The organism is Xanthomonas dyei (assembly GCF_002939865.1).
Lineage (GTDB): Bacteria > Pseudomonadota > Gammaproteobacteria > Xanthomonadales > Xanthomonadaceae > Xanthomonas > Xanthomonas dyei.
This window is the reverse complement of sequence record NZ_MDEE01000013.1, coordinates 44,660-67,979: the sequence shown is the minus strand read 5'-3', so window position 1 is coordinate 67,979 and position 23,320 is coordinate 44,660. Positions and strand designations below refer to the sequence as shown.

At 64.0% G+C, this 23,320-nt stretch carries 18 protein-coding genes and 5 tRNA genes; 12 read left to right on the top strand and 11 right to left on the bottom strand.

Annotated elements, in window-relative coordinates; all coding sequences use genetic code 11:
* Positions 1-14: 14 nt before the first annotated feature.
* The 5 genes from XdyCFBP7245_RS10735 to XdyCFBP7245_RS24260 are packed head-to-tail and all read right to left on the bottom strand — an operon-like array spanning position 15 to position 3,192.
* Positions 15-218: a hypothetical protein gene (locus tag XdyCFBP7245_RS10735; protein WP_211287678.1), complete on the bottom strand. Its 204-nt coding sequence runs from the start codon at positions 216-218 to the stop codon at positions 15-17.
* A 9-nt stretch (positions 219-227) separates the two neighbouring features.
* Positions 228-2,018: a succinate dehydrogenase flavoprotein subunit gene (sdhA, locus tag XdyCFBP7245_RS10730; protein WP_104615642.1), complete on the bottom strand. Its 1,791-nt coding sequence runs from the start codon at positions 2,016-2,018 to the stop codon at positions 228-230.
* A gap of 34 nt (positions 2,019-2,052) precedes the next feature.
* Entirely contained in the window at positions 2,053-2,439 is a 387-nt protein-coding gene (sdhD, locus tag XdyCFBP7245_RS10725; RefSeq protein ID WP_104615641.1) for a succinate dehydrogenase, hydrophobic membrane anchor protein, read from the bottom strand.
* Positions 2,436-2,828 carry a succinate dehydrogenase, cytochrome b556 subunit gene (gene sdhC, locus XdyCFBP7245_RS10720; protein ID WP_104615640.1) on the bottom strand — a complete coding sequence of 131 codons (393 nt, stop codon included), beginning with the start codon at positions 2,826-2,828 and terminating at the stop codon, positions 2,436-2,438. Before sdhC ends, sdhD begins: the two co-directional genes overlap by 4 nt.
* Positions 2,829-2,859: 31 nt before the next feature.
* Complete coding sequence (locus tag XdyCFBP7245_RS24260) at positions 2,860-3,192, bottom strand: DUF1674 domain-containing protein (RefSeq protein ID WP_244907799.1); 333 nt, start codon at positions 3,190-3,192, stop codon at positions 2,860-2,862.
* On the opposite strand from XdyCFBP7245_RS24260, the gene ygfZ reads away from it, so the two are divergent.
* Entirely contained in the window at positions 3,094-3,966 is an 873-nt protein-coding gene (gene ygfZ, locus XdyCFBP7245_RS10710) for a CAF17-like 4Fe-4S cluster assembly/insertion protein YgfZ (RefSeq protein WP_104615639.1), read from the top strand. The two genes, XdyCFBP7245_RS24260 and ygfZ, sit on opposite strands and share 99 nt — an antisense overlap.
* On the opposite strand, the gene XdyCFBP7245_RS10705 is transcribed toward ygfZ, so the two are convergent.
* Positions 3,963-5,051 carry an ABC transporter ATP-binding protein gene (locus XdyCFBP7245_RS10705; RefSeq protein ID WP_104615638.1) on the bottom strand — a complete coding sequence of 363 codons (1,089 nt, stop codon included), beginning with the start codon at positions 5,049-5,051 and terminating at the stop codon, positions 3,963-3,965. The genes ygfZ and XdyCFBP7245_RS10705 overlap by 4 nt on opposite strands.
* 422 nt (positions 5,052-5,473) lie before the next feature.
* Here XdyCFBP7245_RS10705 and zwf point away from each other — a divergent pair, with 422 nt between their 5' ends.
* From zwf to XdyCFBP7245_RS10680, 5 genes are all read left to right on the top strand, one after another.
* On the top strand, positions 5,474-6,904 hold the full coding sequence (zwf, locus tag XdyCFBP7245_RS10700; protein ID WP_104615637.1) for a glucose-6-phosphate dehydrogenase: 1,431 nt from the start codon (positions 5,474-5,476) through the stop codon (positions 6,902-6,904).
* Complete coding sequence (gene glk, locus XdyCFBP7245_RS10695; RefSeq protein ID WP_104615636.1) at positions 6,901-7,908, top strand: glucokinase; 1,008 nt, start codon at positions 6,901-6,903, stop codon at positions 7,906-7,908. Before zwf ends, glk begins: the two co-directional genes overlap by 4 nt.
* Positions 7,905-8,624, top strand: a complete 720-nt coding sequence (gene pgl, locus XdyCFBP7245_RS10690; RefSeq protein ID WP_104615635.1) for a 6-phosphogluconolactonase — start codon at positions 7,905-7,907, stop codon at positions 8,622-8,624. The genes glk and pgl overlap by 4 nt, the downstream gene beginning before the upstream one ends.
* A gap of 226 nt (positions 8,625-8,850) precedes the next feature.
* On the top strand, positions 8,851-10,767 hold the full coding sequence (gene edd / locus XdyCFBP7245_RS10685; protein ID WP_104615634.1) for a phosphogluconate dehydratase: 1,917 nt from the start codon (positions 8,851-8,853) through the stop codon (positions 10,765-10,767).
* A gap of 52 nt (positions 10,768-10,819) precedes the next feature.
* On the top strand, positions 10,820-11,479 hold the full coding sequence (locus tag XdyCFBP7245_RS10680) for a bifunctional 4-hydroxy-2-oxoglutarate aldolase/2-dehydro-3-deoxy-phosphogluconate aldolase (protein ID WP_104615633.1): 660 nt from the start codon (positions 10,820-10,822) through the stop codon (positions 11,477-11,479).
* 1,008 nt (positions 11,480-12,487) lie between these two features.
* Here XdyCFBP7245_RS10680 and XdyCFBP7245_RS10670 read toward each other — a convergent pair.
* Genes XdyCFBP7245_RS10670 through XdyCFBP7245_RS10660 form a run of 3 tightly spaced genes read right to left on the bottom strand, consistent with a single transcriptional unit; the run spans position 12,488 to position 20,204 of the window.
* Positions 12,488-15,574 (bottom strand): efflux RND transporter permease subunit, encoded by a 3,087-nt coding sequence (locus XdyCFBP7245_RS10670; protein ID WP_104615632.1) that lies wholly within the window; start codon positions 15,572-15,574, stop codon positions 12,488-12,490.
* The gene (locus XdyCFBP7245_RS10665) at positions 15,571-19,080 is read right to left on the bottom strand and encodes an efflux RND transporter permease subunit (protein WP_104615631.1); all 3,510 of its coding nucleotides are present in this window, start codon (positions 19,078-19,080) and stop codon (positions 15,571-15,573) included. Before XdyCFBP7245_RS10665 ends, XdyCFBP7245_RS10670 begins: the two co-directional genes overlap by 4 nt.
* Entirely contained in the window at positions 19,077-20,204 is a 1,128-nt protein-coding gene (locus XdyCFBP7245_RS10660) for an efflux RND transporter periplasmic adaptor subunit (protein ID WP_170068607.1), read from the bottom strand. Before XdyCFBP7245_RS10660 ends, XdyCFBP7245_RS10665 begins: the two co-directional genes overlap by 4 nt.
* Positions 20,205-20,408: 204 nt before the next feature.
* On the opposite strand from XdyCFBP7245_RS10660, the gene XdyCFBP7245_RS10655 reads away from it, so the two are divergent.
* From XdyCFBP7245_RS10655 to XdyCFBP7245_RS10630, 6 genes are all read left to right on the top strand, one after another.
* Positions 20,409-20,810 carry a c-type cytochrome gene (locus XdyCFBP7245_RS10655; protein ID WP_104615630.1) on the top strand — a complete coding sequence of 134 codons (402 nt, stop codon included), beginning with the start codon at positions 20,409-20,411 and terminating at the stop codon, positions 20,808-20,810.
* Between the two features lie 8 nt (positions 20,811-20,818).
* Positions 20,819-21,280, top strand: a complete 462-nt coding sequence (locus XdyCFBP7245_RS10650; protein ID WP_170068606.1) for a c-type cytochrome — start codon at positions 20,819-20,821, stop codon at positions 21,278-21,280.
* A 101-nt stretch (positions 21,281-21,381) separates the two neighbouring features.
* Positions 21,382-21,457: transfer RNA gene (locus XdyCFBP7245_RS10645), tRNA-Ala, on the top strand.
* A 47-nt stretch (positions 21,458-21,504) separates the two neighbouring features.
* Positions 21,505-21,580: transfer RNA gene (locus XdyCFBP7245_RS10640), tRNA-Glu, on the top strand.
* Between the two features lie 697 nt (positions 21,581-22,277).
* A tRNA-Ala gene (locus XdyCFBP7245_RS10635) sits at positions 22,278-22,353 on the top strand.
* A 47-nt stretch (positions 22,354-22,400) separates the two neighbouring features.
* Positions 22,401-22,476: transfer RNA gene (locus XdyCFBP7245_RS10630), tRNA-Glu, on the top strand.
* A gap of 224 nt (positions 22,477-22,700) precedes the next feature.
* Here XdyCFBP7245_RS10630 and XdyCFBP7245_RS10625 read toward each other — a convergent pair.
* Together XdyCFBP7245_RS10625 and XdyCFBP7245_RS10620 are read right to left on the bottom strand one after the other, a co-directional pair.
* Positions 22,701-22,877: a hypothetical protein gene (locus tag XdyCFBP7245_RS10625; protein ID WP_104615628.1), complete on the bottom strand. Its 177-nt coding sequence runs from the start codon at positions 22,875-22,877 to the stop codon at positions 22,701-22,703.
* 333 nt (positions 22,878-23,210) lie between these two features.
* Positions 23,211-23,297 (bottom strand) — tRNA-Leu (locus XdyCFBP7245_RS10620).
* Positions 23,298-23,320 lie beyond the last annotated feature (23 nt).

Sequence of the window (23,320 nt, the reverse complement as noted above, 5' to 3'; positions counted from 1 at the left end):
CTGCTCTCGTTGGCTCAGGCGATGCGCGGTGCGAACGACAGCCGCACCGTACGCATGAAGGTAAAGACGATGGATGCCGCCACCGAAGCGGCGGTGCAACGACCGGCGTATTGCCGGCGCTGCCCCTGCGCGATGAAACGCCCCGACCGCTGCAAGCGGTTGCCGCCACGCCAGGACGACCCGGCGACTGGCTTCAATGCAGCGAGGGAGCGTTGCATGCGCATCGATCAGTAGACGCGCGGCTTCGGCGGGACCACATCCACGTCCTGACTCAGCGTGTACATGTGCACCGGGCGATATTCGAACTCGCACTTGCCCTTGTCGTCGACGGTGACCAGCGTGTGCTTCTGCCAGTTGACGTCGTCGCGGTCCGGGAAGTCTTCGTGGGAGTGCGCGCCGCGGCTTTCCTTGCGCTGCTCGGCCGAATTGATCGTCGCCACTGCATTGAGCAGCAGGTTGTTCAATTCGTAGGTCTCGATCAGATCCGAGTTCCACACCAGCGAGCGGTCGGACACCTTCACGTCTTCGAAGGTGGCGAAAATCTCGGCCATCTTGTCCACGCCTTCTTTCAACGTCTTGCTGGTGCGGAACACCGCAGCGTCGGACTGCATGGTGCGCTGCATGTTGTCGCGGATCACCGAGGTCGGCGTGGAGCCGTTGGCATAGCGCAACTTATCCAGCAGGCCCAGCGCCTTGTCGCAGGCATCAGCCGGCAACGTCTTGTGCGGCTGGTTGGGCTTGACCGTCTCGGCGCAGCGGTTTGCCACCGCACGGCCGAACACCACCAGATCCAGCAGCGAGTTTGAACCCAGACGGTTGGCACCGTGCACCGACACGCAGGCGGCTTCGCCGATCGCGTACAGGCCGGGCACCACCGCATCCGGGTCGTCGCCCTGCTTGCGCACGACTTCGCCGTAGAAATTGGTCGGAATGCCGCCCATGTTGTAGTGCACGGTGGGCAGCACCGGGATCGGCTGCTTGGTCACGTCCACACCGGCAAAGATGTGGGCGCTCTCGGCGATGCCGGGGAGCTTTTCGTTGATGACTTCCGGGCCGAGGTGGGTCAGGTCGAGCAGGATGTGGTCCTTGTACTCGCCGACGCCGCGGCCTTCGCGGATTTCCACGGTCATCGAGCGCGACACCACGTCGCGCGAAGCCAGATCCTTGTAATGCGGTGCATAGCGCTCCATGAAGCGCTCGCCGTTGCTGTTGCGCAGAATGCCGCCTTCGCCGCGCACGCCTTCGGTGATCAGACAGCCCGCACCGTAAATGCCGGTGGGATGGAACTGCACGAACTCCATGTCCTGCACCGGCAAACCGGCACGCATCACCAGGCCGCCGCCGTCACCGGTACAGGTGTGAGCGGAGGTGGCACTGAAGTAGGCACGGCCATAGCCGCCGGTGGCCAGCACCACGCCATGGGCGCGGAACAGATGCAACGAACCTTCGGCCATGTCGAGCGCCAGCACGCCGCGGCAGACACCCTCTTCGTCGAAGATCAGGTCGAGTGCGAAGTACTCGATCATGAAGCGCGCGTTATGGGCGAGCGACTGCTGATACAGGGTATGCAGCATGGCGTGGCCGGTACGGTCGGCTGCTGCGCAGGTACGCTGCGCCGACGGGCCTTCGCCGTATTTGGTGGTCATGCCACCGAACGGGCGCTGATAGATCTTGCCCTCTTCGGTACGCGAGAACGGCACGCCATAGTGTTCCAGCTCGATGATGGCCGGAATCGCTTCGCGGCACATGTACTCGATCGCATCCTGGTCGCCCAGCCAATCGGAGCCCTTGATGGTGTCGTAGAAGTGGTAGCGCCAATCGTCTTCGCCCATGTTGCCGAGCGCGGCGGAAATACCGCCCTGCGCCGCCACGGTGTGCGACCGGGTCGGGAAGACCTTGGTCAGGCAAACCGTCTGCAGGCCTTTCTGGGCCAAGCCGAACGTGGCACGCAGGCCGGCGCCGCCGGCACCCACCACGACCATGTCGTACTTGTGTTCAGTGATCTTGTAAGCGGACATCTAATCTGGATTCCTGTTCTGTGTGCCCGATGACTCAGGCACCGCCCAGCGCGATGCGCGCCACTGCGAAAATGCTGACGATCGCGCCAAGCACGGCGATGAACTTCACCGCCGTCTGCAACGCCAGCGCCAGCAACGAATTGTGGATGTAGTCCTCGAGCACGACCTGCAGGCCAAGCTGCGCATGCCAGAACATCGCCACCAGAAAACCGACCAGCAGCACGGCATTCCACGGCTTGGAGACCGCAGTGACCGCAGTCATGTAGTCGGAACCGAGCAGGCTCAGCACGAACGCCACGAACCAGATCGCCAGAACGACCAGCGCTGTCGCGGTCAGGCGCTGCATCACGAAATGTTCGGTACCGGTCTTGGCCGCGCCCAGACCACGTACATTTTTCAACGGAGTGCGATAGCGGCTCATGCGGAAGCTCCGGTGAGGACATACGCCCAGATCGCAGCGGTCAGCACCAGGCTTGCGATCACCGATGTCCAGCTACTGCGGATAAAGGCGGGAATGCTGAAGCCGCGGCCGAAGTCCTGGACGATGTGGCGGATGCCGTTGGACAAGTGATAGGTAAACGCCCATGACCAAGCGAACAGGAACAACTGGCCGTACCAGGCGCCCAGATGCTGGGTCAGGCAATTCCAGTGGTCCTCACCTAGCATCAGCAACAGCAGCGAGACGGCGATGACCAGCGCGCCTCCGGAAAGAATGACGCCGGTGGCTCGATGCAGGATCGAGGTCGCCATCTGGATCTGCCAGCGGTAGACCTGAAGATGTGGAGAAGTGGGACGTTCGCGGATCGCCATTCGCTGGGCTCGTTTACTCGGCTGGGCGGCACTAGGCCGCTGTGGCTAAAAGCTGCTCAAAAATCGATGCAGCGTCCATTTTTTCCCAGTCGCCGTAGCGCGTTGGCTCGGGGCCGTCGCGTCCACCAATTTCCTTCGGCAGTGGCTTCTTCTCGGGAATCTGCTCCTGAGGGGAAGGCTGCGTCTCGGAATCCTGCGCTGGGGTGGGGGTTGGATGGCCTATCATAGTGGTCTCACAACTTTGCGATTTTAGTCCTGCCCTTCCATGGCTGACAACCTGAATCTTATTCGACAGGGTTTTGGCTCCCTGCACGATATGCAATACGTCCGACTCGTCGGTACGGATGCAGTGGCGTTTGCGCATGCCCAATTCGCCAATGACGTCCAGGCGCTGGCGATCGGGCAGTGGCAGTGGAATGCGTGGTTGACGGCGAAGGGGCGCGTACTCGCCATCTTCGCACTCCTGCGTGAGGACGACACCCACTTGCTGATGCTGTTGCCGGACGGCCACGCAAACGAGATCGCCGCAGAACTCGGCCGTTTCGTGTTCCGGCGCAAGCTGAAAATCAACGCGGTCGCGCTTCTTGCGTATGCCGGCTTTGAAGCGCCAGAACACGCGCAAGGCGCACGGGCCGACATCGGAACGCAGCGTATCGCGTTGGATATGGGCAGTACCGCCCTAGCGCGCACGCTGTTGCTGCTGACCGACAACACATTGACAGCGCCTATCGAATTGCCGGACATGGACGCGCAATGGCGCCGCGCAGATCTGCAACTGGGTCTGGTACGTCTGCCGGATGCGCAGCGCGAACAATGGACGCCGCAGCAACTGGCGCTGGACCGCTTGCAGGCTTTCAGCGTCAAGAAGGGCTGCTACCCGGGTCAGGAGATCGTTGCGCGCACGCATTTTCTGGGCAAAGCGAAGCGGGCGTTGCAACTGTTGGAGACTGAAGCCGCTGCCCAGGCGGGCGATAGCGTCGAACTGGACGGCGCCGCCATCGGCACGGTGGTCAGCGTTGCCGGCGATCTGGCGCTAGCGGTGTTACCGCTGGAATTGACCGTGGACGCCAACACCACACTGCAAGCAGGCGGGCACGCCGCGCGCCCGCTTGCCATCGCTCCCGGGCTGGAGCGTTAAGCCGGCTCAAGCCGCTGCCCGGTTGCCGGGTCGAAGAAATGCAACGCAGCGCTGCGCAATGCCAGGCGCAGCGGCTGCCCGACCGCCGGCAGCGCCTGCGGCGCCACGCGGATCACCAGCGGCTGCCCGCTGCGATCGAGGTTGAGGAAGATCTCGTTGCCGACCGGCTCGATGACCTCCACCTGCGCATCGAAGCCCAACTGCGGATCGCTGGACGGCTGCAGATGCTCGGGGCGCACGCCGACGATGACGTCCTGGCCGAACCAGCGGCGATCAACCCGCGCGTCGCCCAGCGGCACCCGCCAGCCGTCGGCCATCACCAGATGCAGGCCGTCCTGCTCGTCCAGCCGTCCCTGCAGCACATTCATCGCCGGGCTGCCCAGGAAACCGGCGACAAACAGATTGGTCGGGCGGTCGTACAGCGCCATCGGGCTGTCGATTTGCTGGATCACGCCATCCTTGAGCACCACGATGCGCTGACCGAGTGTCATCGCTTCGACCTGATCGTGGGTGACATAGATCATGGTGGTGCCGAGCTTGCGATGCAGCTGCGCGATCTCGGTGCGCACGCTGTGGCGCAACTTGGCATCCAGATTGGACAGCGGTTCGTCCAGCAGAAAAACCGACGATTCGCGCACCATCGCCCGCCCGAGCGCCACACGCTGACGCTGCCCGCCGGACATCGCCTTGGGCAACTTGTCGAGCATCGGGGTCAGGCCCAGCAGCTCGGCGGCGCTATTGACGCGCTCGGCGATGACCTGCTTCGGGTGACCACGCAGCTTGAGCCCGAAGGCCAGATTTTCCGCCACGGTCATGTGCGGATACAGCGCATAGCTCTGAAAGACCATGGCGATGTCGCGATCCTTCGGCGCCACGTCGTTGACCACGCGTTCGCCGATCTTGAGCGTGCCCGCGCTGATGTCCTCGAGCCCGGCGATCATGCGCAGCAAGGTCGACTTGCCGCAACCGGACGGCCCGACCAGCACCATCAGCTCGCCATCGGCCACCTCGAAGCTTGCGCCCTGCACCGCCACCTGGCCGTTTTCATAGACCTTGCGCACACCTTCCAACTGCACTTTCGCCATCGTTCGGCCTCAACATTTTGTATGCGCCCTGCCCTCGGCCCTCCCGATGGCAATGACGACCGACCCGTCTGCGAGGAAATCCCCTGCAAACGAATGCATTGGTTTATTCTGACATGTAATCGTTTTCACATGGCAACATCGATCTCGGGAGGGACCATGCCGCTACCGACCCACGCCGCCGTTCCCGGCGACGTTACCTGCATTGCGCGGGCGGGCATTCCGCCAAGCATGTGCAGGTATGCCGCCCACGCGCTAACCGCTGACCGCCAGTTGCTGCAACAATCGGGGATTGGGCCTCAGCGTCCATCCCCCGCTGCGCGCACGCAAGTGTCGCTCAGGAACAGACGTACCGACCGCCGGCTGTCCGGCGCCTTTCCGCGAAGCCGCTGATAACGATGTCCCCAGAATCTGAAACTCGGTCCATGCACAACACCCTGATCCTGTTCGGCGCTACCGGCGATCTCGCCCAGCGCTATCTCTTTCCCTCCTTGCTGCGTCTGTTCGTCGACGGCCTGCTGCCGGAGGACTTCCGTATCCGTGCGTTGGCATTGTCGCCGCACGATACCGAGGCCTTCCGTGAAGTGCTGCGGCCGCGCCTGACCGAAGCGCTGCCGATTGCCACCCCGGAGCAGATCCAGACGCTGCTACAGCGGGTGGATTACCGCTCGGTGGACCTGCGCAATGCCGAATCGGTCGCCGATGCAGTCCGCGAGCTGGCCAGCCGCCAGATCGTGAGCTACCTGGCGATCCCGCCGGGGCTGTACATCAGCACCTGCCAGGGCCTGGCCCTGGGCGGCGCCTTGGCTGCGCCGCACCGGTTGATGCTGGAAAAGCCGATCGGCCACGACTCCGATAGCGCTCGCGAGATCCTGCAGTCGATCGGCGCGCTGATCGACGAAGACCGCGTGTTCCGCCTGGACCATTACCTGGGCAAGGCGGCGGTGCAGAACCTGATCGCGCTGCGCTTCGGCAATACGCTGCTCGAAGCAGTCTGGAACCGGACCTACATCGAGTCGGTACAGATCCTGGTCGCCGAAAGCGAGGGCGTGGACGGACGCGATGCGTATTACGCCCGCTCCGGCGCGCTGCGCGACATGGTGCAGAGCCATATCCTGCAGCTCCTATGTCTGGTGGCGATGGAGCCGCCGGCCTCGCTGGAAGCCGACCGCATCCGCGACGAGAAGGTCAAGGTGCTGCGTGCGCTGCGCCCGATGACCGCCGAACACGCCGCGCACGACAGCGTGCGCGGTCGTTACACCGCCGGCACCATCAACGGCCAGCCGGCGCAGGCCTATCACCCGCCGGAAGGCAGCGACGTGGAAACCTTCGTCGCGGTCACCGCGCATATCGACAACTGGCGCTGGGCCGGCGTGCCGTTCCATCTGTGCACCGGCAAGCGGCTGGCCGAGCGTTCCACCCGCATCGTGGTCACGCTCAAGCCGGTGACGCACTGGTTGTTCGAGCGCCCGGATCGCCAGAACGCGGTGCCCAACCGTCTGACCTTCCAGCTGCAGCCGCAGGAAAACATCGAGCTCGGCCTGATGAGCAGCCTGGCCGGCCCGGAATGGGGCGCGATCGAGCTGCAACCGCTGGAACTGGAATTGTCGGTGCCGACCGGCCTACACCGTCGCATCGCTTACGAGCGGCTGTTCGTGGATGCCTTCAACGGCAACCCGGCACTGTTCGTGCGCGACGACGAGGTCAAGGCTGCCTGGTCGTGGATCGACAGCGTCAGCGATGCCTGGGCCGCGGCGCAATTGCCGCTGCAGCCCTACCCCGCCGGTAGCTGGGGCCCGGATAGCGCCGCACCGTTCCTGCCTCCTGCCACCGACGCACAGGGAAACACCGCATGAGCGCTCCTTCCAAGCCGGTGCTGGTTGCCGATATCGGCGGAACCAACGCGCGGTTCGCGCTGGCCGATGTCGATGCATCGGTCCCGCTGCTGGATGACACCTCGCGCGAGTTCGCGGTGGTGGAGTTCGCTTCGCTCGGTGAAGCCGCGCGGTATTACCTCGACCAGATCGGCGTACAGGCCACCCAGGGCGTGTTCGCCGTGGCCGGCCGCGTCGATGGCGACGAAGCGCGCATCACCAATCATCCGTGGGTGATCTCGCGGTCGCGCACCGCCGCCATGCTGGGCTTCAGCACCTTGCATCTGATCAACGACTTTGCCGCGCAGGCCATGGCAATCAGCCTGCTGCGTCCGCAGGATGTGGTGCAGGTGGGCGGTGCCAGCTGGCGGCCGGCGCCGATCGATCAACCGCGCAACTACGGCGTGATCGGTCCCGGCACCGGCCTGGGCGTGGGTGGGCTGATCATTCGCAACGGGCGCTGTTTTCCGCTGGAAACCGAAGGCGGCCACGTCAGCTTTCCGCCCGGCACGCCGGAAGAAATCCGTGTACTGGAAATCCTCTCCGAGCAGTTCGGCCGGGTCTCCAACGAGCGGCTGATCTGCGGCCCCGGCCTGGTCAACATCCATCGCGCATTGAGCGAGATTGCCGGCATCGACCCGGGCCCGCTGGAACCCAAGGACATCACCGCACGTGCGGCGGCCGGCGACCCGCGCTCGGCGCGCACCATCGACCTGTTCTGCGCCATCTTCGGTGCGATCGCTGGCGACATGGTGCTGATGCAGGGTGCGTGGGATGGCGTGTTCCTCACCGGCGGGCTGGTGCCCAAGGTGCTGGAGTCGCTGCAGCACTCCGGCTTCCGCCAGCGCTTCGAACACAAGGGCCGGTTCTCCGCAATCATGTCGCGCGTGCCTTCGCTGGCAGTCATGCATCCGCATGCCGGCCTGTTGGGCGCCGCAGCGTATGCGGTGGATGCGCAGCGTCAGCATCCGGGGGAGCAGCGATGAACCTGCAGGACAACCCGCGCATCACCCTGGTGCGCTACGAAGATCCCGCCGAGTGGACCGAGGCGGTGGCCGGCGAAATGGCCGATCTGCTGGAACAGGAGATTTCGCGCCGCGGGCAGGCGCGCATGTTGCTCTCCGGCGGCACCACACCGGCGCCGGTTTACGAATCGCTGGCGCACCGTCCGCTGGACTGGTCGCGGGTGGAAGTGGGCCTGGTCGATGAGCGCTGGCTCTCGCCGCAGGATCAGGACAGCAACGCGTGGCTGGTCAATCACAGCTTCCTGACCCATGCGCCGGCTGCGACCTTTATCCCGTTGGTGCGTCCCGGCAAGCAATTGCCCGAGTGCGTGCACACCGCCAACCTGCAGGCCACTCATGCCGAACCGGCCTGTCTGGCGGTGCTGGGAATGGGCGGCGACGGACACACCGCCTCGTTGTTCCCCGGCTCGACCGATCTGCCCAAGGCGCTGGCCAGCCCGCAGCCGTATGCGTCGCTGGACGCGACCGGTTGCCCGGGCGCGAACCAGTGGCCGCTGCGGATCACGCTGACGCCTGCCGGGCTTGCGGCGATTCCCGCCCGCCTGCTGCTGCTGCGCGGCAAGCAGAAGCTCGATGTGCTGCAAGCCGCGCTCGCTGGCGAAGACATCAGCGAGTACCCGATTCGGGTCGCACTCCAGCAGCCCGGTCCGCGCTTGCGGGTGCATTGGTGCGGTTGAGTGCGAGCGGTTGCTGCGAGCGGATACGCTGTGATTGCTTCGCATGCGAGAGCTTTGCGACATCCGCTTAGATGCGAGTTCTTCGCGAGTGTCGATTCGATGCGAGTCCCTGGCAACAGCCGATCCAATGCGAGTCCCTCGCACCAGCCCGCACCTCCATATGCGGGTATTTAAACTAAAAAAACAGTGCGTTTTATTTCTCCCCGTTTCTCATAGCCGGTAGCCAATGAGCCTGCATCCGAACATCCAAGCTGTCACCGACCGTATCCGTAAGCGCAGCGCGCCGTCGCGCGCGGCGTATCTGGCCGGTCTCGATGCCGCCCTGCGTGAGGGTCCGTTCCGTAGCCGTCTGAGCTGCGGCAATCTTGCGCACGGCTTTGCCGCCTCCGAGCCGACCGACAAATCACGCCTGCGCGGTGCGGCCACGCCTAACCTGGGCATCATCACCGCCTACAACGACATGCTGTCCGCGCACCAGCCATTCGAGCATTACCCGCAGCTGATTCGCGATGCCGCGCGTGCGCTCGGCGCCACCGCGCAGGTAGCCGGTGGCGTGCCGGCGATGTGCGACGGCGTGACTCAGGGCCGCGCCGGCATGGAGCTGTCGCTGTTTTCGCGCGACAACATCGCGCAAGCTGCGGCGATCGGCCTCAGCCACGACATGTTCGACAGCGTGGTGTACCTGGGGGTGTGCGACAAGATCGTGCCGGGTCTGTTGATCGGCGCGCTGGCCTTCGGCCATCTGCCTGCGCTATTCATGCCGGCCGGCCCGATGACGCCGGGCATCCCGAACAAGCAAAAAGCCGAAGTGCGCGAGCGCTATGCCGCCGGCGAAGCCACCCGCGCCGAATTGCTGGAAGCCGAGGCGTCGTCGTATCACTCGCCCGGCACCTGCACCTTTTACGGCACCGCCAATTCCAACCAGGTGTTGCTCGAAGCGATGGGTGTGCAATTGCCCGGCGCCTCGTTCGTCAACCCGGAATTGCCGCTGCGCGATGCACTGACCCGTGAGGGCACCGCACGGGCCTTGGCGATCTCCGCACTGGGCGATGACTTCCGTCCGTTCGGCCGTTTGATCGACGAACGCGCCATCGTCAATGCGGTGGTCACGCTGATGGCGACCGGCGGCTCGACCAACCACACCATCCACTGGATCGCCGTGGCGCGTGCTGCAGGCATTGTGCTGACCTGGGACGACATGGACCTGATTTCGCAGACCGTGCCGTTGCTGACCCGCATCTACCCCAATGGCGAAGCCGACGTGAACCGCTTCCAGGCCGCAGGCGGCACCGCATTCGTCTTCCGCGAGCTGATGGACGCCGGCTACATGCACGACGATCTGCCCACCGTGGTCGAAGACGGCATGCGTGCCTACGCCAACGAGCCGCGTTTGCAGGACGGCAAGGTCGCCTATGTGCCCGGCACCGCGACCACCGCCGATGACAGCGTGGCGCGCCCGGTCAGCGATGCATTCGAATCGCAAGGCGGGCTGCGCCTGTTGCGCGGCAACCTGGGCCGCTCGCTGATCAAGCTGTCGGCAGTCAAGCCGCAACACCGCAAGATCGAAGCGCCTGCGGTGGTGATCGACACGCCGCAGGTGCTCAACAAGCTGCATGCCGCCGGCGTGCTGCCGCACGATTTCGTGGTGGTGCTGCGGTATCAGGGCCCGCGTGCCAACGGCATGCCGGAACTGCATTCGATGGCCCCGTTGCTCGGCCTGCTGCAGAACCAGGGCCGGCGTGTGGCGCTGGTCACCGACGGCCGTTTGTCCGGTGCCTCGGGCAAGTTCCCCGCCGCGATCCACATGACGCCGGAAGCCGCGCGTGGCGGCCCGATCGGGCGCGTCCGCGAGGGCGACATGGTGCGCCTGGACGGCGAAGCCGGCACGCTGGAAGTGCTGGTCTCGGCCGAAGAATGGGCATCGCGCGAAGTGGCGCCCAATACCGCCGTGGCCGGCAACGACCTGGGCCGCAACCTGTTCGCGATCAACCGCCAGGTGGTCGGCCCTGCCGACCAGGGCGCGATCTCGATTTCCTGCGGCCCGACGCATCCGGACGGTGCACTGTGGAGCTACGACGCCGAGTACGAACTCGGCGCAGATGCTGCCGCAGCCGCCGCCCCGCACGAGTCCAAGGACGCCTGATCCCCTTCCCTCTCAGCGACTGCCCCGGCGGTCGCCGTCTAATGGAGTTGCAATGACGATTGCCCAGACCCAGAACACCGCCGAACAACTGCTGCGCGACGCCGGCATCCTGCCGGTGGTCACTGTCGATACGCTGGACCAGGCGCGCCGCGTGGCCGATGCGCTGCTCGAAGGCGGGTTGCCCGCGATCGAGCTCACTCTGCGCACGCCGATCGCGATCGAAGCGCTGGCCATGCTCAAGCGCGAACTGCCCACTATCGTGATCGGCGCCGGCACCGTGCTGAGCGAACTGCAGTTGCGTCAGTCGGTGGATGCCGGCGCGGATTTCCTAGTGACGCCGGGCACGCCTGCCCCGCTCGCGCGCCTGCTGGCCGATGCGCCGATCCCGGCCGTTCCCGGCGCAGCCACCCCCACCGAATTGCTGACCCTGATGGGCCTGGGCTTTCGCGTGTGCAAGCTGTTCCCGGCCACTGCCGTCGGCGGCCTGCAAATGCTCAAGGGCCTCGCAGGCCCGCTGTCCGAGCTCAAGCTCTGTCCCACCGGCGGCATCAGCGAAGCGAACGCAGCAGAGTTTCTGTCGCAGCCGAACGTGCTGTGCATCGGCGGCTCGTGGATGGTGCCCAAGGACTGGCTGGCCCAGGGCCAATGGGACAAGGTCAAGGAAAGCTCGGCCAAGGCCGCAGCGATCGTTCGGCAGGTGCGTGCGGGTTGATGTCTGGGCGCCGCATGCAGAGAGTTGAAAAGCCGAGTTACCGAGGAGAGCCGCTTGGCTGTGGAACGCTGATCTGGTGAAGAAATGCGGTTGGCCGAAGAAAACTTTTTCAGCTGGCGCTTTCGTTTCGATTGAGGAAAGCCCAGTTTGCTGGTGCTTTGATCTTGGCTTAAGGAACGCATGGTTGGCTGGCGCCTTGATTCTGTGCGTGGGAGCGGTCCACGGGCGCCGGGGGCAGGACACGCCGTGAACCCATCCATGGGGGCTCTTACACGACATCCCTGTCGTGTAAGGTCCTACCCCGGCGCCCGCGGACCGCTCTTCGAAATTGTGGCATTGGCGGAACGGAAAGCTCGGCTTCCTGCGAAACACATGCTCGTCCGCAGGCGTCATTAATTGCGTCGTGGCGTGAAGCAGGGACCTGCTCGCTCTATGAAAAAGCTGCGAGAAAAAGGCCTGTGTGCTCTTCAAATAACCACAAGTGCTCGGGAACTCAGAGCAGCTAACAAAATTACTGCGTGGCCGCCAGGCGGCCGTTCGCTAAGTTTTGTTAGCCGCTCTTAGTTTACGAGCAATAAATACAGAGTCCGAACAATGGCGACGCTGCCGTTGTAGTCGCTCAAAGTCATGACAACGACGTACCGAGGCGGCAGCGTGGCCGGGGATTGGCGGAGAGCGGCACATGGATGTGCCGCGGCGGCGAGTCAGACAGGATGTCTGACCGAGCCGAGGAGCCGATTCCCGGCCGCGCTGCTGCCCCTCACCGAAGCCAGTAACTGACAGCCGGGTGCTTGGCAGTGCCCGCAGAACCCGTACCCTCACCATACCCCCCGCTCCACGCCCTGGCCCGCGCTTGCGGCGCGGGCGCTCCAAGGCACGCGCGCCCATGGCGCGCAAGCTGTGCCTCCTCGCCCGAGGGGAGCGTGGCTTTGTGCGCCTTATGCCATTCAAGGCTCCAGCACACTGGTAGATGCCTTACGCCGTGAAAACTTCAGCGCCGTTGACTGCTCAAGACTCCAACGCAACGCTCACGGGCGGCGTCTTTGGCACACCACGCGCGCGGCGCACCAGTGCCGCAGCGCCGTTGCTCATGTCGTCGAGAATGGCGTAGATCGTCGGCAGGAACAGCAGGCTGACCACGGTGGAAAACGCCAGCCCGCCGGCGATGGCGCGAGCCATCGGGAAGTACGGCGGGCCGTCGCTGAACATCGTGGTGCTGGTCAGCGAGATCGGCACCATCGCCAGGATCGCGGTGCCCATCGTCATCATGATCGGCCGCAACCGCTCGCGTGAGCCCTCGACCAGCGCCTGCGTGCGTCCCATGCCGCGACGGCGCAAATTGTTGATGTGCTCGATCATCACGATGCCGTTGTTCACCACCACACCCATCAGCACCAGGATGCCGATGAAGGACATGATGCCGAACGAGGTGCCGGTGATCCAGAACAGCCAGAACACACCGAAGATCGAAAACAGCACCCCGCTCATGATCGCGGCCGGGAACAGCAGCGATTCGAACACCGCCGCCATCACCACGTAAATCATCACCAACGCGATCACCAGGTTGAACACCATCTGGCCCATCGCTTCGCCGTCGTTCTGATAGTTGCCGCCATCGAAGGTGTAGCTGTAACCGGCAGGAAAATTCATTGCCTTGAGCGGCTTTTCCATCGCCGCGCGTGCTTCCGGCACGGTGATTTTCTCGGCCAGATTGGCCTTGATGGTCAACGTGGTCTGGCGATTGGTACGCCCGATCTGGGTGGCTGCCGGGCGGATCTGCACATCGACCAGACTCAGCAGCGGCACGCTGCGGCCATCCTTGGTGCGTACGCTGAAGCCGGCCAGATCTTCCGGTTTGCTTTGCTCGGCACCGGCAAAACGCACCCACACCGGCACTTCATTGTCGCCACGACGGAACTCGCGCAACGGCGTACCGCGCAGTGCCAGCCCCACGAAACTGGCCACCTGCTCCGCACTGAAACCGAACGCGGCAGCACGCTCGCGATCGACACGGATCGCCAGCTCGCTGGTGCGATCGCCGGTATCCACATGCACGTCGCGCAATTCCTTGCGTTGCGCCAGCAGCGGGACCACCTCATCGGCCAGCGACTTGAGCGCCTCGGTGGAGTCACCAACCAATTGCACCTGCACGCCCTGGTTGCCGCTATCACCATCGCCCTGATTGCCGATGCTGTAGTCAGCCCGCGCAGAACGCGGCAACGCCTTACGGATCTGCTCCAGCAATGGCGGCAGGTCTTTGACCTTGCTCGCATCGAAGGTCACCGTCGTGCTGCTGCCTTCCACCTCGCTGAACCACGAATAGACCTGGGTGATGTGGTACTTCTCGCGATTGGCTTCCAGGTAATTCTCGACTCGCCCGATCTCTTCGCCCAGCTGCTCATGCGTGTACGAGCCCTTCCACTGATATTGGATGAAGGCCTCGTTGCCGCCATCGCCGCCGAACATGTCGACCTTGGTCAGTTTCATCGGCACCAGGCTAATGGCGCTGACCAGGATAATCCCGGCCACGCTCCAGCCGCGGTGGGCCAGCGTCCATGCAAGCACCCGCGCATAGCGCTGTTGCAGCCTGGCGATCACACCATGGTCGGAGGTCACCATCGGCGGCGTCTTCATGCGCGCCGACAGCATCGGGATCAGGCTGATCGCCACCAGCCATGATGCCAACAGCGACACCGAAATGGTGATCGCGATCTGCGCCATGAAGATGGAGATGTTGTTGGTTTCGCCGAACAGATTCGGCACGAACACGATGCAATGGCACAAGGTACCTGCGCTCAGCGCAATCGCCACGCTGCGGGTACCCAGCAATGCCGCCAGCTGCGGCTGCCCGGGCATGCGCTCGCGCTCCTGGTAGATGCTTTCCACCACTACCACGGCGTTGTCCACCAGCATCCCCACCGCAAGCAGCAAACCCATCATCGTCAGGATGTTGAGCGTGACGCCGACGAAGTACATGAAGCCCAACGTGATCGCAAAGCAGATCGGGATCGCCAGGGTCACCATCAAGGTCGATGGCCAATGCCGCAGAAAAAAGAACAGCACGGTGATCGACAACAACAGGCCCACCGCCCCGGCCTCGGCGAGTTCGGCCAGCGACGAGGTCACAGCCTTGCCCTGGTTGTCGATGACCTTGATCTGTATGTCGCGCATCGCGGGCTCGGCGCGAATGTCTTCCACCTCTTTCAGCGCGGCCTTGGACACTTCCACCAGATTGGCGCTGCGCTCCTTGAAGACATCCAGACCGATCGCCGGGCGCCCATCCAGCCGCCGCCCGTAGTTCATGCGCGTGGGCTTGAGGCGTACCTCGGCGATATCGCCCAGACGCAAACCCTTGGCATTGAGGACCAGATCGCGCAGTTCCTGCAGGTCGCGCAACTCGCCGATCGGCTGCACCCGGATGCGCTGCCCGTTGTCGTCGATCTGCCCGGCAGAGACAGAGAAATTGAGCTTGCCCAGCCGCTCGCTTAGGTCGTTGAGGCTGAGGTCGTGCGCGGTGAGGCGATCCGGCGCGATGGCGATCTCCACCTCGTTGGGTGGGGCACCGGAAATTTCGACCTTCGCCACGCCGGGAATGCGTTCGATGCGCCGCTTGAACTCGCGGTCGAGCATGTCGTACGCGCCGGTCAGGTCGGTCTGGCTGGCCAGGCGCACCTTGAGCACCGGCTCGTCGCTGCTGGACCATTTGAAGATATGGAAGCGCTGTAGATCATCAGGAAAATCGTCGCGAATCGCATCCAGCCGCTCGCGCGCATCCGATGCGGCGATGGCGATATCGCGGTCCCAATCGGAGAACTCGATAAAGATGTTGGCGCCATCGGCAGTGGCGGTGGAGCGCATGCGCTTGATGCCGGTCATCGTGGCCAAGGCTTCTTCGGCCGGCCGCACCAGGTTGCGCTCCACCTCGTCAGGGGTGGAGCCGGTGTACGGCAATTGCACGAACAGGAACGGCGCCGAGATGTCCGGCAATGCCTCCAGCGGCAATCGGAATGCGGCAATCAGGCCCACCACCACCAACGACACGAAGCACATGATGGTGGTGACCGGGCGACGAATGCTGAAGGCCGCAACGCTCATAGCGCCTCCAGTCCGTCTGTGTTTTCACGCGTCTGCGCCTGCTGCCGCGCCATGCGCCGGCCGCGCTCCAGGTAGTACGCGTCCGCGCGGCGATCCAGCAAGTCGTACACCACCGGAATCACCAGCAGCGTCAGCAGCGTGGACACCAGCAGGCCGCCAATCACGGTGATCGCCATCGGTGCGCGCACTTCCGCGCCCTCGCCCATCGCCACCGCCAGCGGCAGGAAGCCGAACAAGGTGCACAGCGTGGTCATGACGATCGGCCGCAGACGCGAGCGTGCGCCTTCGATCAAGGCCTCACGCTTGGGCACGCCTTCTTCGCGCAACTGGTTGACCTTGTCGATCAGGATGATCGCGTTCTTGGTCACCAGGCCCACCAGCAGGATCAAGCCGATGAACACCACAACCGAGACCGGCTTGCCGGTCATCAGCAGCGCCAGCACCGCGCCCACCATCGCCAGCGGGATGGTGAACAGGATGACGAACGGGTGCAGCAGCGATTCGAACTGCGACGCCATCACCAGATAGACCAGAAAGATCGCCAGCCCGAACGCAAACAACAACGACTTGACCGACTGCGCCAGCTCCTCGCCCTGCCCGCCGATATGCATGCCGACGCCGGCAGCCAATGGGTCCTTGCGCACCAGCGTTTCCACTTCGCGCACCGCACCGCCCAGGTCGATGTCCTTCAGGCTGGCCGACACGATCGCCACGCGGGTCTGGTCGGCGCGATGGATCTCGCTCGGGCCGGTCGTCGCCAGCACCTCGGCCACGGCGGCCAGGCGCACGGGGCGACTGCTGCCCGGATTGACGATCAGCTGGCGAATCGCATCCACGCTGGCACGGTCGCTGTGCTGCGCACGTACCAGCACATCGATCTTGCGATCGCGGAAGCTATAGCGCGTGGCCACATCGCCACGCACCTTCTTGACGATGACATCGGCGATCTGCCGCGTGGTCAAGCCCAGTGCACCGGCGCGCTCTTGATCGAAGCGGATCTGGATCTCCGGAAATCCCTCTTCCACCGTCGATTTGACGTCGGCATAGTGCCCATTGGCGCGCAGCATTGCGGCCAGTTTTTGCCCGGCCCGCTCCAGCTCACCCAGATCCTGCCCGCGCAATTCCACTTCCAGCGGAGTGGAGAAACTAAACAGCGCCGGCCGCGCGAAATCCACCTGCGCACCAGGGTGCCCGACCATGCTGCTGCGCAGCCGCTGCGTCGCCGCCGCTTCCACTTCGGGGCTGCCGCCGCCAGCCATCACCACGGTAAGCTTGCCGATGTTCTCCCCGCTTTCGGTGGGGTTTGCATCCAGCCGCGTGCCGCTGCCGCTCACGCCATACAACGATGCAATGCCGGGGTCTTTGTCGTGCGCGAGTTGCAGCTCGCGCACCAGCGCATCGGTCTGCGCAAGCGGCGTGCCGGACGGCAGTTTCACGGTCATCTCGAAGCGATCCTGCGCCAGCTGCGGGATCAGGTCCGCCCCCAGCATCGGCACCAACAACAGGGTGCCGACAAACGCGGCGGCGGCCAATCCCAGCACCAGACCGGGCCGACGCAACGCTGCCGGCAACATCGCCAGATAGCCGCGCTCGGCACGGCCGTACGGCGCCATCGCAATGTCGCTGGCCTTGCGCATCACCGGCGACACCACCCGTGCGATGCCGCGCCACAGTTTGACCACCACCCACGCGCCGCCGAAGAACGCGTAGCGCACGCTGGCCCCCGCCCCGCTCAAGCCGGCAGCCACCGGCTTGAGCCAGCGCTGTTCGGGCGTCCAATCCGGGTGGTCCGGCTCATCCGGAAACGCCATCGGCGGCGCGCCCTTGAGCGAACTCAGCATCGGAATCAGCGTCATCGACACCACCAGCGAGATCGCAATGGCGATCGCCACCGTCAGCGCCTGATCGCGGAACAGCTGCCCGGCAATGCCTTCGACAAACACCAACGGCAGGAACACCGCGATGGTGGTTAACGTGGACGCCATCACCGCCATGCTCACTTCGCGGGTACCGGCAATCACCGCATCCAGCACGCTTAACCCACGTTCGCGGGCCTTGGCGATGCTCTCCAGCACCACGATCGAATCGTCCACCACCAGGCCGGTGGCCAGCGCCAGCCCGCCCAGCGACATTACGTTGAGGCTCAAGCCAAGCTGGCCCATGAAAAAGAACGTGGTGATGATCGACACCGGCAACGACAGGCTGATCACGAACGTGCTCCAGCCGTCGCGCAAGAACAGGAAAATGATCAGGATCGCCAGCACACCGCCGATCACCGCATCTTTTTTGACATCGCTGATCGCGTGTTCGATGAAGTGCGACTGGTCTTCGATGGTGGTGATCTGCACATCGCCCGGCACGGTTGCCTTGAGCTGCTCCAGTCGCGCGCGCAGTGCGGCGGCCGTGGACACGGTGTTGGCATCGCCTTCCTTGTAGATCGCCAGCTCCACCGCTTCCTTGCCGCCCAGGCGGATGATCGCCTCGCGCTCCTTGTAGCCTTGGCGCACGTCGGCCACATCTTTCAGCCGCACCGGCATGCCGCCGGCGATGCTGCTGCTGGACGCCGACGACGTGCTCTGCACTTCCGCCGCTGCCGCCAGCGCCGCCTGCGAGCCGGTGGACGCGGCAATCGCATACATCTGCTGCATCGCTGCATCGGCGGCGCTGCTACTGCTGCTCTGCGTGGTGACCAGCATGTTGCGGATCTCGTCCAGATCCACAAACTGGTTCACCGTGCGCACCAGATACCGCTGCGAGCCTTCTTCCAGCCGGCCGCCGGAGATGTTGACGTTCTCCTCCTTGAGCCGGGTGATCACGTTGTCGATGGGCAGATTGAGCTGCGCCAGTTTCTGCTGATCGATATCGACCTGGATCTCGTCTTCCAGCCCGCCGCCGACCTTGACCGCGGCCACACCGGCCACCGGTTCGAGCTTCTTTTTCAGATCTTCGTCGGCATACCGGCGAAGACCGGTGAGCTGACGAATCGCATCTGCGTCCGACGCCGGCGCCTGTTTGGGCGACAACGCCAGCCGCATGATCGGTTCGGTGGATGGATTGAAGCGCAGCAGCACCGGCGGCTTGGTTTCCAGCGGCAGCGACAGCGCTTCCATCTTGTCGCGCACTTCCAGGCCTGCCTGGTCCATGTTGGTGCCCCAGGCGAATTCCAGCACCACATCGCTCTGCCCGGTGCGCGAGATCGACTTGAGCTTGCGCAGATTTTTGACCACGCCGACGGCTTCTTCCACCGGTTCGGTCACCAGCGTCTCGATTTCCGCTGGCGCCGCGCCGGTGTATTCGGTCCGCACGGTGAGCGTGGGGTAGCTCAGGTCGGGCAGCAGATTGATCTTGAGGCTACGCAGCGCGATCACGCCGAACAACAGCATGGTCACGGTGATCATGGCGATGGTCACGCGCCGCCGTGTCGCAAAGACCACCAGCCCGCCGCCGCCAGGCGTTGGCATGTGTGGGTCGTGCAGGGAGCCGTGCGCGTTGCCGTGGTCGCTCATGCGTGCGTCTCATCGCGCGCAGCAGCCGGGGCAGCGGCAACCGGCTTGCGATCGGGCTGCCCAATCACCTGCACGGCAGTGCCATCGCGTAGCGCCACCTTGCCGGCGGTCACCACCTGATCGCCTTCCTTCAAGCCCTGCCGCACTTCAAGCCACGGGCCTTCGGCGTAACCAAGTTTCACCGGGACGCGGCTGGCCTTGCCATTGCGCACCACGAACACCGCAGGTTCACCATCATCGAGTAGCGCTAGGCGCGGAATCACCAATGCGTCTTTGCGTTGGTCGTAATCGATACGGATGCGCCCGAACATGCCCGGCTGCAGCGACTCGGCGCCCTTGCCGAAGGCGCACACCACACGGAACGTGCCGCTGCCCGAATCCACCACCGGCGCAATGCGATCCACCTTGCCCACGAACTGCTGGCCCGGCAGCGCATCGGCCAACAAGGTCACCGGCTGGCCCGACTTCAACGTCGCCAGTTCGCGCTCGGGCACATTGAGCGTGGCTTCCAGCTGCGAGTCGTCGACGATGCGAAAGATCGGCGTGTTGATCTGCACGAAGTTGCCGGTCTTGATCGAACGCGAGGCGATCACGCCGGAAATCGGCGCCTGCACGGTGGTGTAGGACAGCTCCAACGATGCCAGCCGATGCTGCGCGCGGCTGTTTTCCACATCGAACTTGAGCTGATCCACATCGGCTGCGCTCACCAGCTGCTGACCGACCAATTGCGTGGCGCGGCGGTAGCTGTTTTCCAGCTTGCGCAGTTGCGCTTCGCTCTGCGCAACGGCCAGATGCGCGCGATCCGGATCCAGTCGCACCAGCGCCTGGCCGGCCGACACCTTCTGGCCTTCTTCCACCATCACCGCCAGTGCCACGCCGGAGGTCTTGGCGACCACCTGCGCTTCCGCACGCGGCTCCAGCGCTGCGGTACCGGTATAGCTGGCGGCCACCGCGCGCCGCGCTGCCTTGGCGATTTCCACCGGCACTGCATCCACGGCCTTTTTTTCTTCTGCGGCCTTGGCCTCTCCATCGCTGGTCTTGCAGCCGCCCAGCAGAAGGCTGGTGGAGATCAGTACTGCGGCGCAGATTCCACTGCGGCCGGGCAAGAAGGAGCGTGGCGACATCGTCGTGTCCTAGTGGATGCGTGAACAGGTGTTGTAGGCAAGTAAACCACCTCGGCATGCATGTCGCCAATGCGCCAAAGGTCATGGTCTGTTCAACTTCGCGTATTCACCCCGTTTGCGCCACGCCAAATCGCAGGCATACTCGGTCCGGTTCCGTCACGCCCCCACGCGCGGACGCTCAATCAGTCTTCCGGATACGAAACCATGCGCCCGCAGCCGCTCGCCGCTTGTCTCGCTCTGGTCGTCTTCCTGCCGTTTGGGGGCGCATCAGCGACACCGTCAGTCACGCCAGCCGTACCGGCCACGCCGGCGCCTGCCGCCGCCGCATCGGCTGCCGCTGCGCCCATAGCGCCGACCGGTAATCCCTCCAATGGCCGCCTGCTGGCGTATACCTGCCAGGGCTGCCACGGCGTGACCGGCTACAAGAACGCCTACCCAAGTTACCGCGTGCCCAAGATCGGCGGCCAGTCCAGTCAGTATCTGACCCAGGCGCTGACCGAATACCGCCAGGGCAAGCGCAAACACCCGACCATGCAGGCGCAGGCGCAGAGTTTCTCCGAGCAGGACATCGCCGACATCTCCGCCTTCCTGTCCACCCTCAAGTAAGCGCCCACATGCCGAACGCCCTGCACGCTCCGCGTCTAGCCATCGTCCTGGTCGCTGCCCTCACGATGGCGGCCTGCTCTCAATCCCAGGTCGAATCCACCGATCACTCCGCCGGCGATGCCGGCCATGCCAGCGGCGAGCACGGCTCTGGCTCCTCTGCCGGCTTGCCCACCGGTCGCGCCGAGGCTGGCGACAAACTCGCGCATACCAAAGGCAAGGCCACCGGCCAGAGCTGCGTGGATTGCCATGGTGCCGATGGCAATGCGCCGATCGACCCCAGCTATCCCAAGCTAGGCGGCCAGTACGGCGACTATCTTGCGCATGCGCTGCAGGCGTATCGCAGTGGCGACCGCCAGCACCCGTTGATGACGGCGCAGGCCACTGCATTGAGCGATCAGGACATCGCCGACCTAGCCGCCTATTTCGGCGCCCGGCCGACGCAGCTGCGCGATCTGCACGGCGTCAAGTGAGTGTCAGGCAGCGTTGCCGAGCGCACGCGCTGTCTCAATCGGAATGAAAAAGCGCTTGCGCGAACATTAACCGGTCGCTATTATTTCGTTCTCAGTTTCGTGGGGCCATAGCTCAGCTGGGAGAGCGCCTGCATGGCATGCAGGAGGTCGGCGGTTCGATCCCGCCTGGCTCCACCATCTCAGACATTAGGCCGTCTGAAATGACGACTCAGGTTTTGATCTGCGTCCCCATCGTCTAGAGGCCTAGGACACCACCCTTTCACGGTGGACACCGGGGTTCGAATCCCCGTGGGGACGCCAATCATCCAAAAGCCCTGGCTCTGCCGGGGCTTTTTTTTTGCGTGTTTTTTTGCAGTGATGAGCGCTTGCGCTATGTCTTGGTAGCAGCCTCGCTGCCGCCATGGACGTGTCAAAAAGTTCGAGCGTCGTTGCGTTGCGCACGGCCTGGAATGTACATCGACACCATCGGCGACCTGCCGAACGAGGGCTCCCTGGAACCGGCTTGCGCGAGCGTGGCGCAGATCTCATGCGCAAGCAGTGGCATCGATCACTCGCCCGTCTCGTCAGCGGCGACCCAAGCTCGGCATCGAGTGCCACATGCGGTCGCGCAACGAACGCCGCGCACAGCATGGACGTGGAGCATTGGTCGCTAACGTCGACTGCACCGTCGGTTGCGAATGCAGGCGCTTGATGCTGCTGATCACGATGTTGATGATTGAAGGCTGCGCTTCGATGCTGCCGCCCACGCGCTGACACGAGACGACGTCCGCAGCACTTGCCTACTCCGCAACGACGAAGACGACGACGACGAATCATCCAGGCCATCGGATTGATCGCAAGGTCCCTCGCAAGAAGAGACGTATTGATTGGCCGCATGCGCAGCTTCGTGCTGATCACGCAATCCAGATCGACGCACCGAAGCACCGGAGATCTTTTTTGCACAGACCGCTTCCCAAAGCCGTCTTCAGTCGCTATGATTGCCGGCTCGCAGCAACGCGGGGCCATAGCTCAGCTGGGAGAGCGCCTGCATGGCATGCAGGAGGTCGGCGGTTCGATCCCGCCTGGCTCCACCACTTCAGACATTAGGCCGTCTGGATTGGACAACGAGGTTTTGATACGCGTCCCCATCGTCTAGAGGCCTAGGACACCACCCTTTCACGGTGGACACCGGGGTTCGAATCCCCGTGGGGACGCCAATCATCCAAAAGCCCCGGCTCTGCCGGGGCTTTTTTTATGCATGTTTGCAGTGCTCAGCAGTGGCGCCGAGTACCGCTTGGTTGAACCGAGCATGCAACCGCCACGAGCGTTGATTGCCGCGTAAATGCAACACGCGTGTGGCGCACCCGGCCATGCGGTTGCGGTGTCGGTCGAAGCTGTCGCATGCACACGCGCATCGCCACCCAGCACGTGCATCGCAAGGTCAGGCCTGCCCGACATCCAACGCCTTGCGACCTTCGTGGGTCAGATCGATGTCGCCGTCTTCGGCTTGCGTGGCATAGCCTGCACGCACCGCCCAATTTCCTTCTTCGTCGGACACCGGCTTGGTGTCGTGGATATCGCGAAGAATACGCAATTGCTGCGAAGCATCGAAATCCATGGTGGCTACCTACTTGAAGGGGAGCTCCACGGTACCGACCGGGCGTGATGGTTGCGTGCCTGCAACGCCACCGGAGACCGCAGTTGCGTAAGGAACAAACGCATCTTTTAGCCGCGCATGACCACGGCGATGAGGCAATGCGCCGAAACCGACGACATGCAACGCGATGACCTGCGAACAAGCGCATGCCTGCTGCGCGCAGACGGCTAGCGATCGCATGCGCATCGGACTTCGCGCTGGCGTCAATCCGCAGCCTTGCCGTGGCACCACAGCACACAGCAAAAAGCCCCTCCGGATTGCGCCGGAAGGGCTTTCGCTGTTACCGCAACATCTTGGTGCCGAAGGTGGGACTCGAACCCACACGCTTTTAAGGGCGGCGGATTTTGAGTCCGCTGCGTCTACCGATTCCGCCACTTCGGCGTGGCCGCGCAGTATAGCGGCTT

Excerpts from the sequence above, each read along its gene's own strand:
- XdyCFBP7245_RS10735 (WP_211287678.1), bottom strand. The coding sequence starts at position 218 with ATGCAACGCTCCCTCGCTGCATTGAAGCCAGTCGCCGGGTCGTCCTGG.
- sdhA (WP_104615642.1), bottom strand. The coding sequence starts at position 2,018 with ATGTCCGCTTACAAGATCACTGAACACAAGTACGACATGGTCGTGGTG.
- sdhD (WP_104615641.1), bottom strand. The coding sequence starts at position 2,439 with ATGAGCCGCTATCGCACTCCGTTGAAAAATGTACGTGGTCTGGGCGCG.
- sdhC (WP_104615640.1), bottom strand. The coding sequence starts at position 2,828 with ATGGCGATCCGCGAACGTCCCACTTCTCCACATCTTCAGGTCTACCGC.
- ygfZ (WP_104615639.1), top strand. The coding sequence starts at position 3,094 with ATGGCTGACAACCTGAATCTTATTCGACAGGGTTTTGGCTCCCTGCAC.
- XdyCFBP7245_RS24260 (WP_244907799.1), bottom strand. The coding sequence starts at position 3,192 with ATGCGCAAACGCCACTGCATCCGTACCGACGAGTCGGACGTATTGCAT.
- XdyCFBP7245_RS10705 (WP_104615638.1), bottom strand. The coding sequence starts at position 5,051 with ATGGCGAAAGTGCAGTTGGAAGGTGTGCGCAAGGTCTATGAAAACGGC.
- zwf (WP_104615637.1), top strand. The coding sequence starts at position 5,474 with ATGCACAACACCCTGATCCTGTTCGGCGCTACCGGCGATCTCGCCCAG.
- glk (WP_104615636.1), top strand. The coding sequence starts at position 6,901 with ATGAGCGCTCCTTCCAAGCCGGTGCTGGTTGCCGATATCGGCGGAACC.
- pgl (WP_104615635.1), top strand. The coding sequence starts at position 7,905 with ATGAACCTGCAGGACAACCCGCGCATCACCCTGGTGCGCTACGAAGAT.
- edd (WP_104615634.1), top strand. The coding sequence starts at position 8,851 with ATGAGCCTGCATCCGAACATCCAAGCTGTCACCGACCGTATCCGTAAG.
- XdyCFBP7245_RS10680 (WP_104615633.1), top strand. The coding sequence starts at position 10,820 with ATGACGATTGCCCAGACCCAGAACACCGCCGAACAACTGCTGCGCGAC.
- XdyCFBP7245_RS10670 (WP_104615632.1), bottom strand. The coding sequence starts at position 15,574 with ATGAGCGTTGCGGCCTTCAGCATTCGTCGCCCGGTCACCACCATCATG.
- XdyCFBP7245_RS10665 (WP_104615631.1), bottom strand. The coding sequence starts at position 19,080 with ATGAGCGACCACGGCAACGCGCACGGCTCCCTGCACGACCCACACATG.
- XdyCFBP7245_RS10660 (WP_170068607.1), bottom strand. The coding sequence starts at position 20,204 with ATGTCGCCACGCTCCTTCTTGCCCGGCCGCAGTGGAATCTGCGCCGCA.
- XdyCFBP7245_RS10655 (WP_104615630.1), top strand. The coding sequence starts at position 20,409 with ATGCGCCCGCAGCCGCTCGCCGCTTGTCTCGCTCTGGTCGTCTTCCTG.
- XdyCFBP7245_RS10650 (WP_170068606.1), top strand. The coding sequence starts at position 20,819 with ATGCCGAACGCCCTGCACGCTCCGCGTCTAGCCATCGTCCTGGTCGCT.
- XdyCFBP7245_RS10625 (WP_104615628.1), bottom strand. The coding sequence starts at position 22,877 with ATGGATTTCGATGCTTCGCAGCAATTGCGTATTCTTCGCGATATCCAC.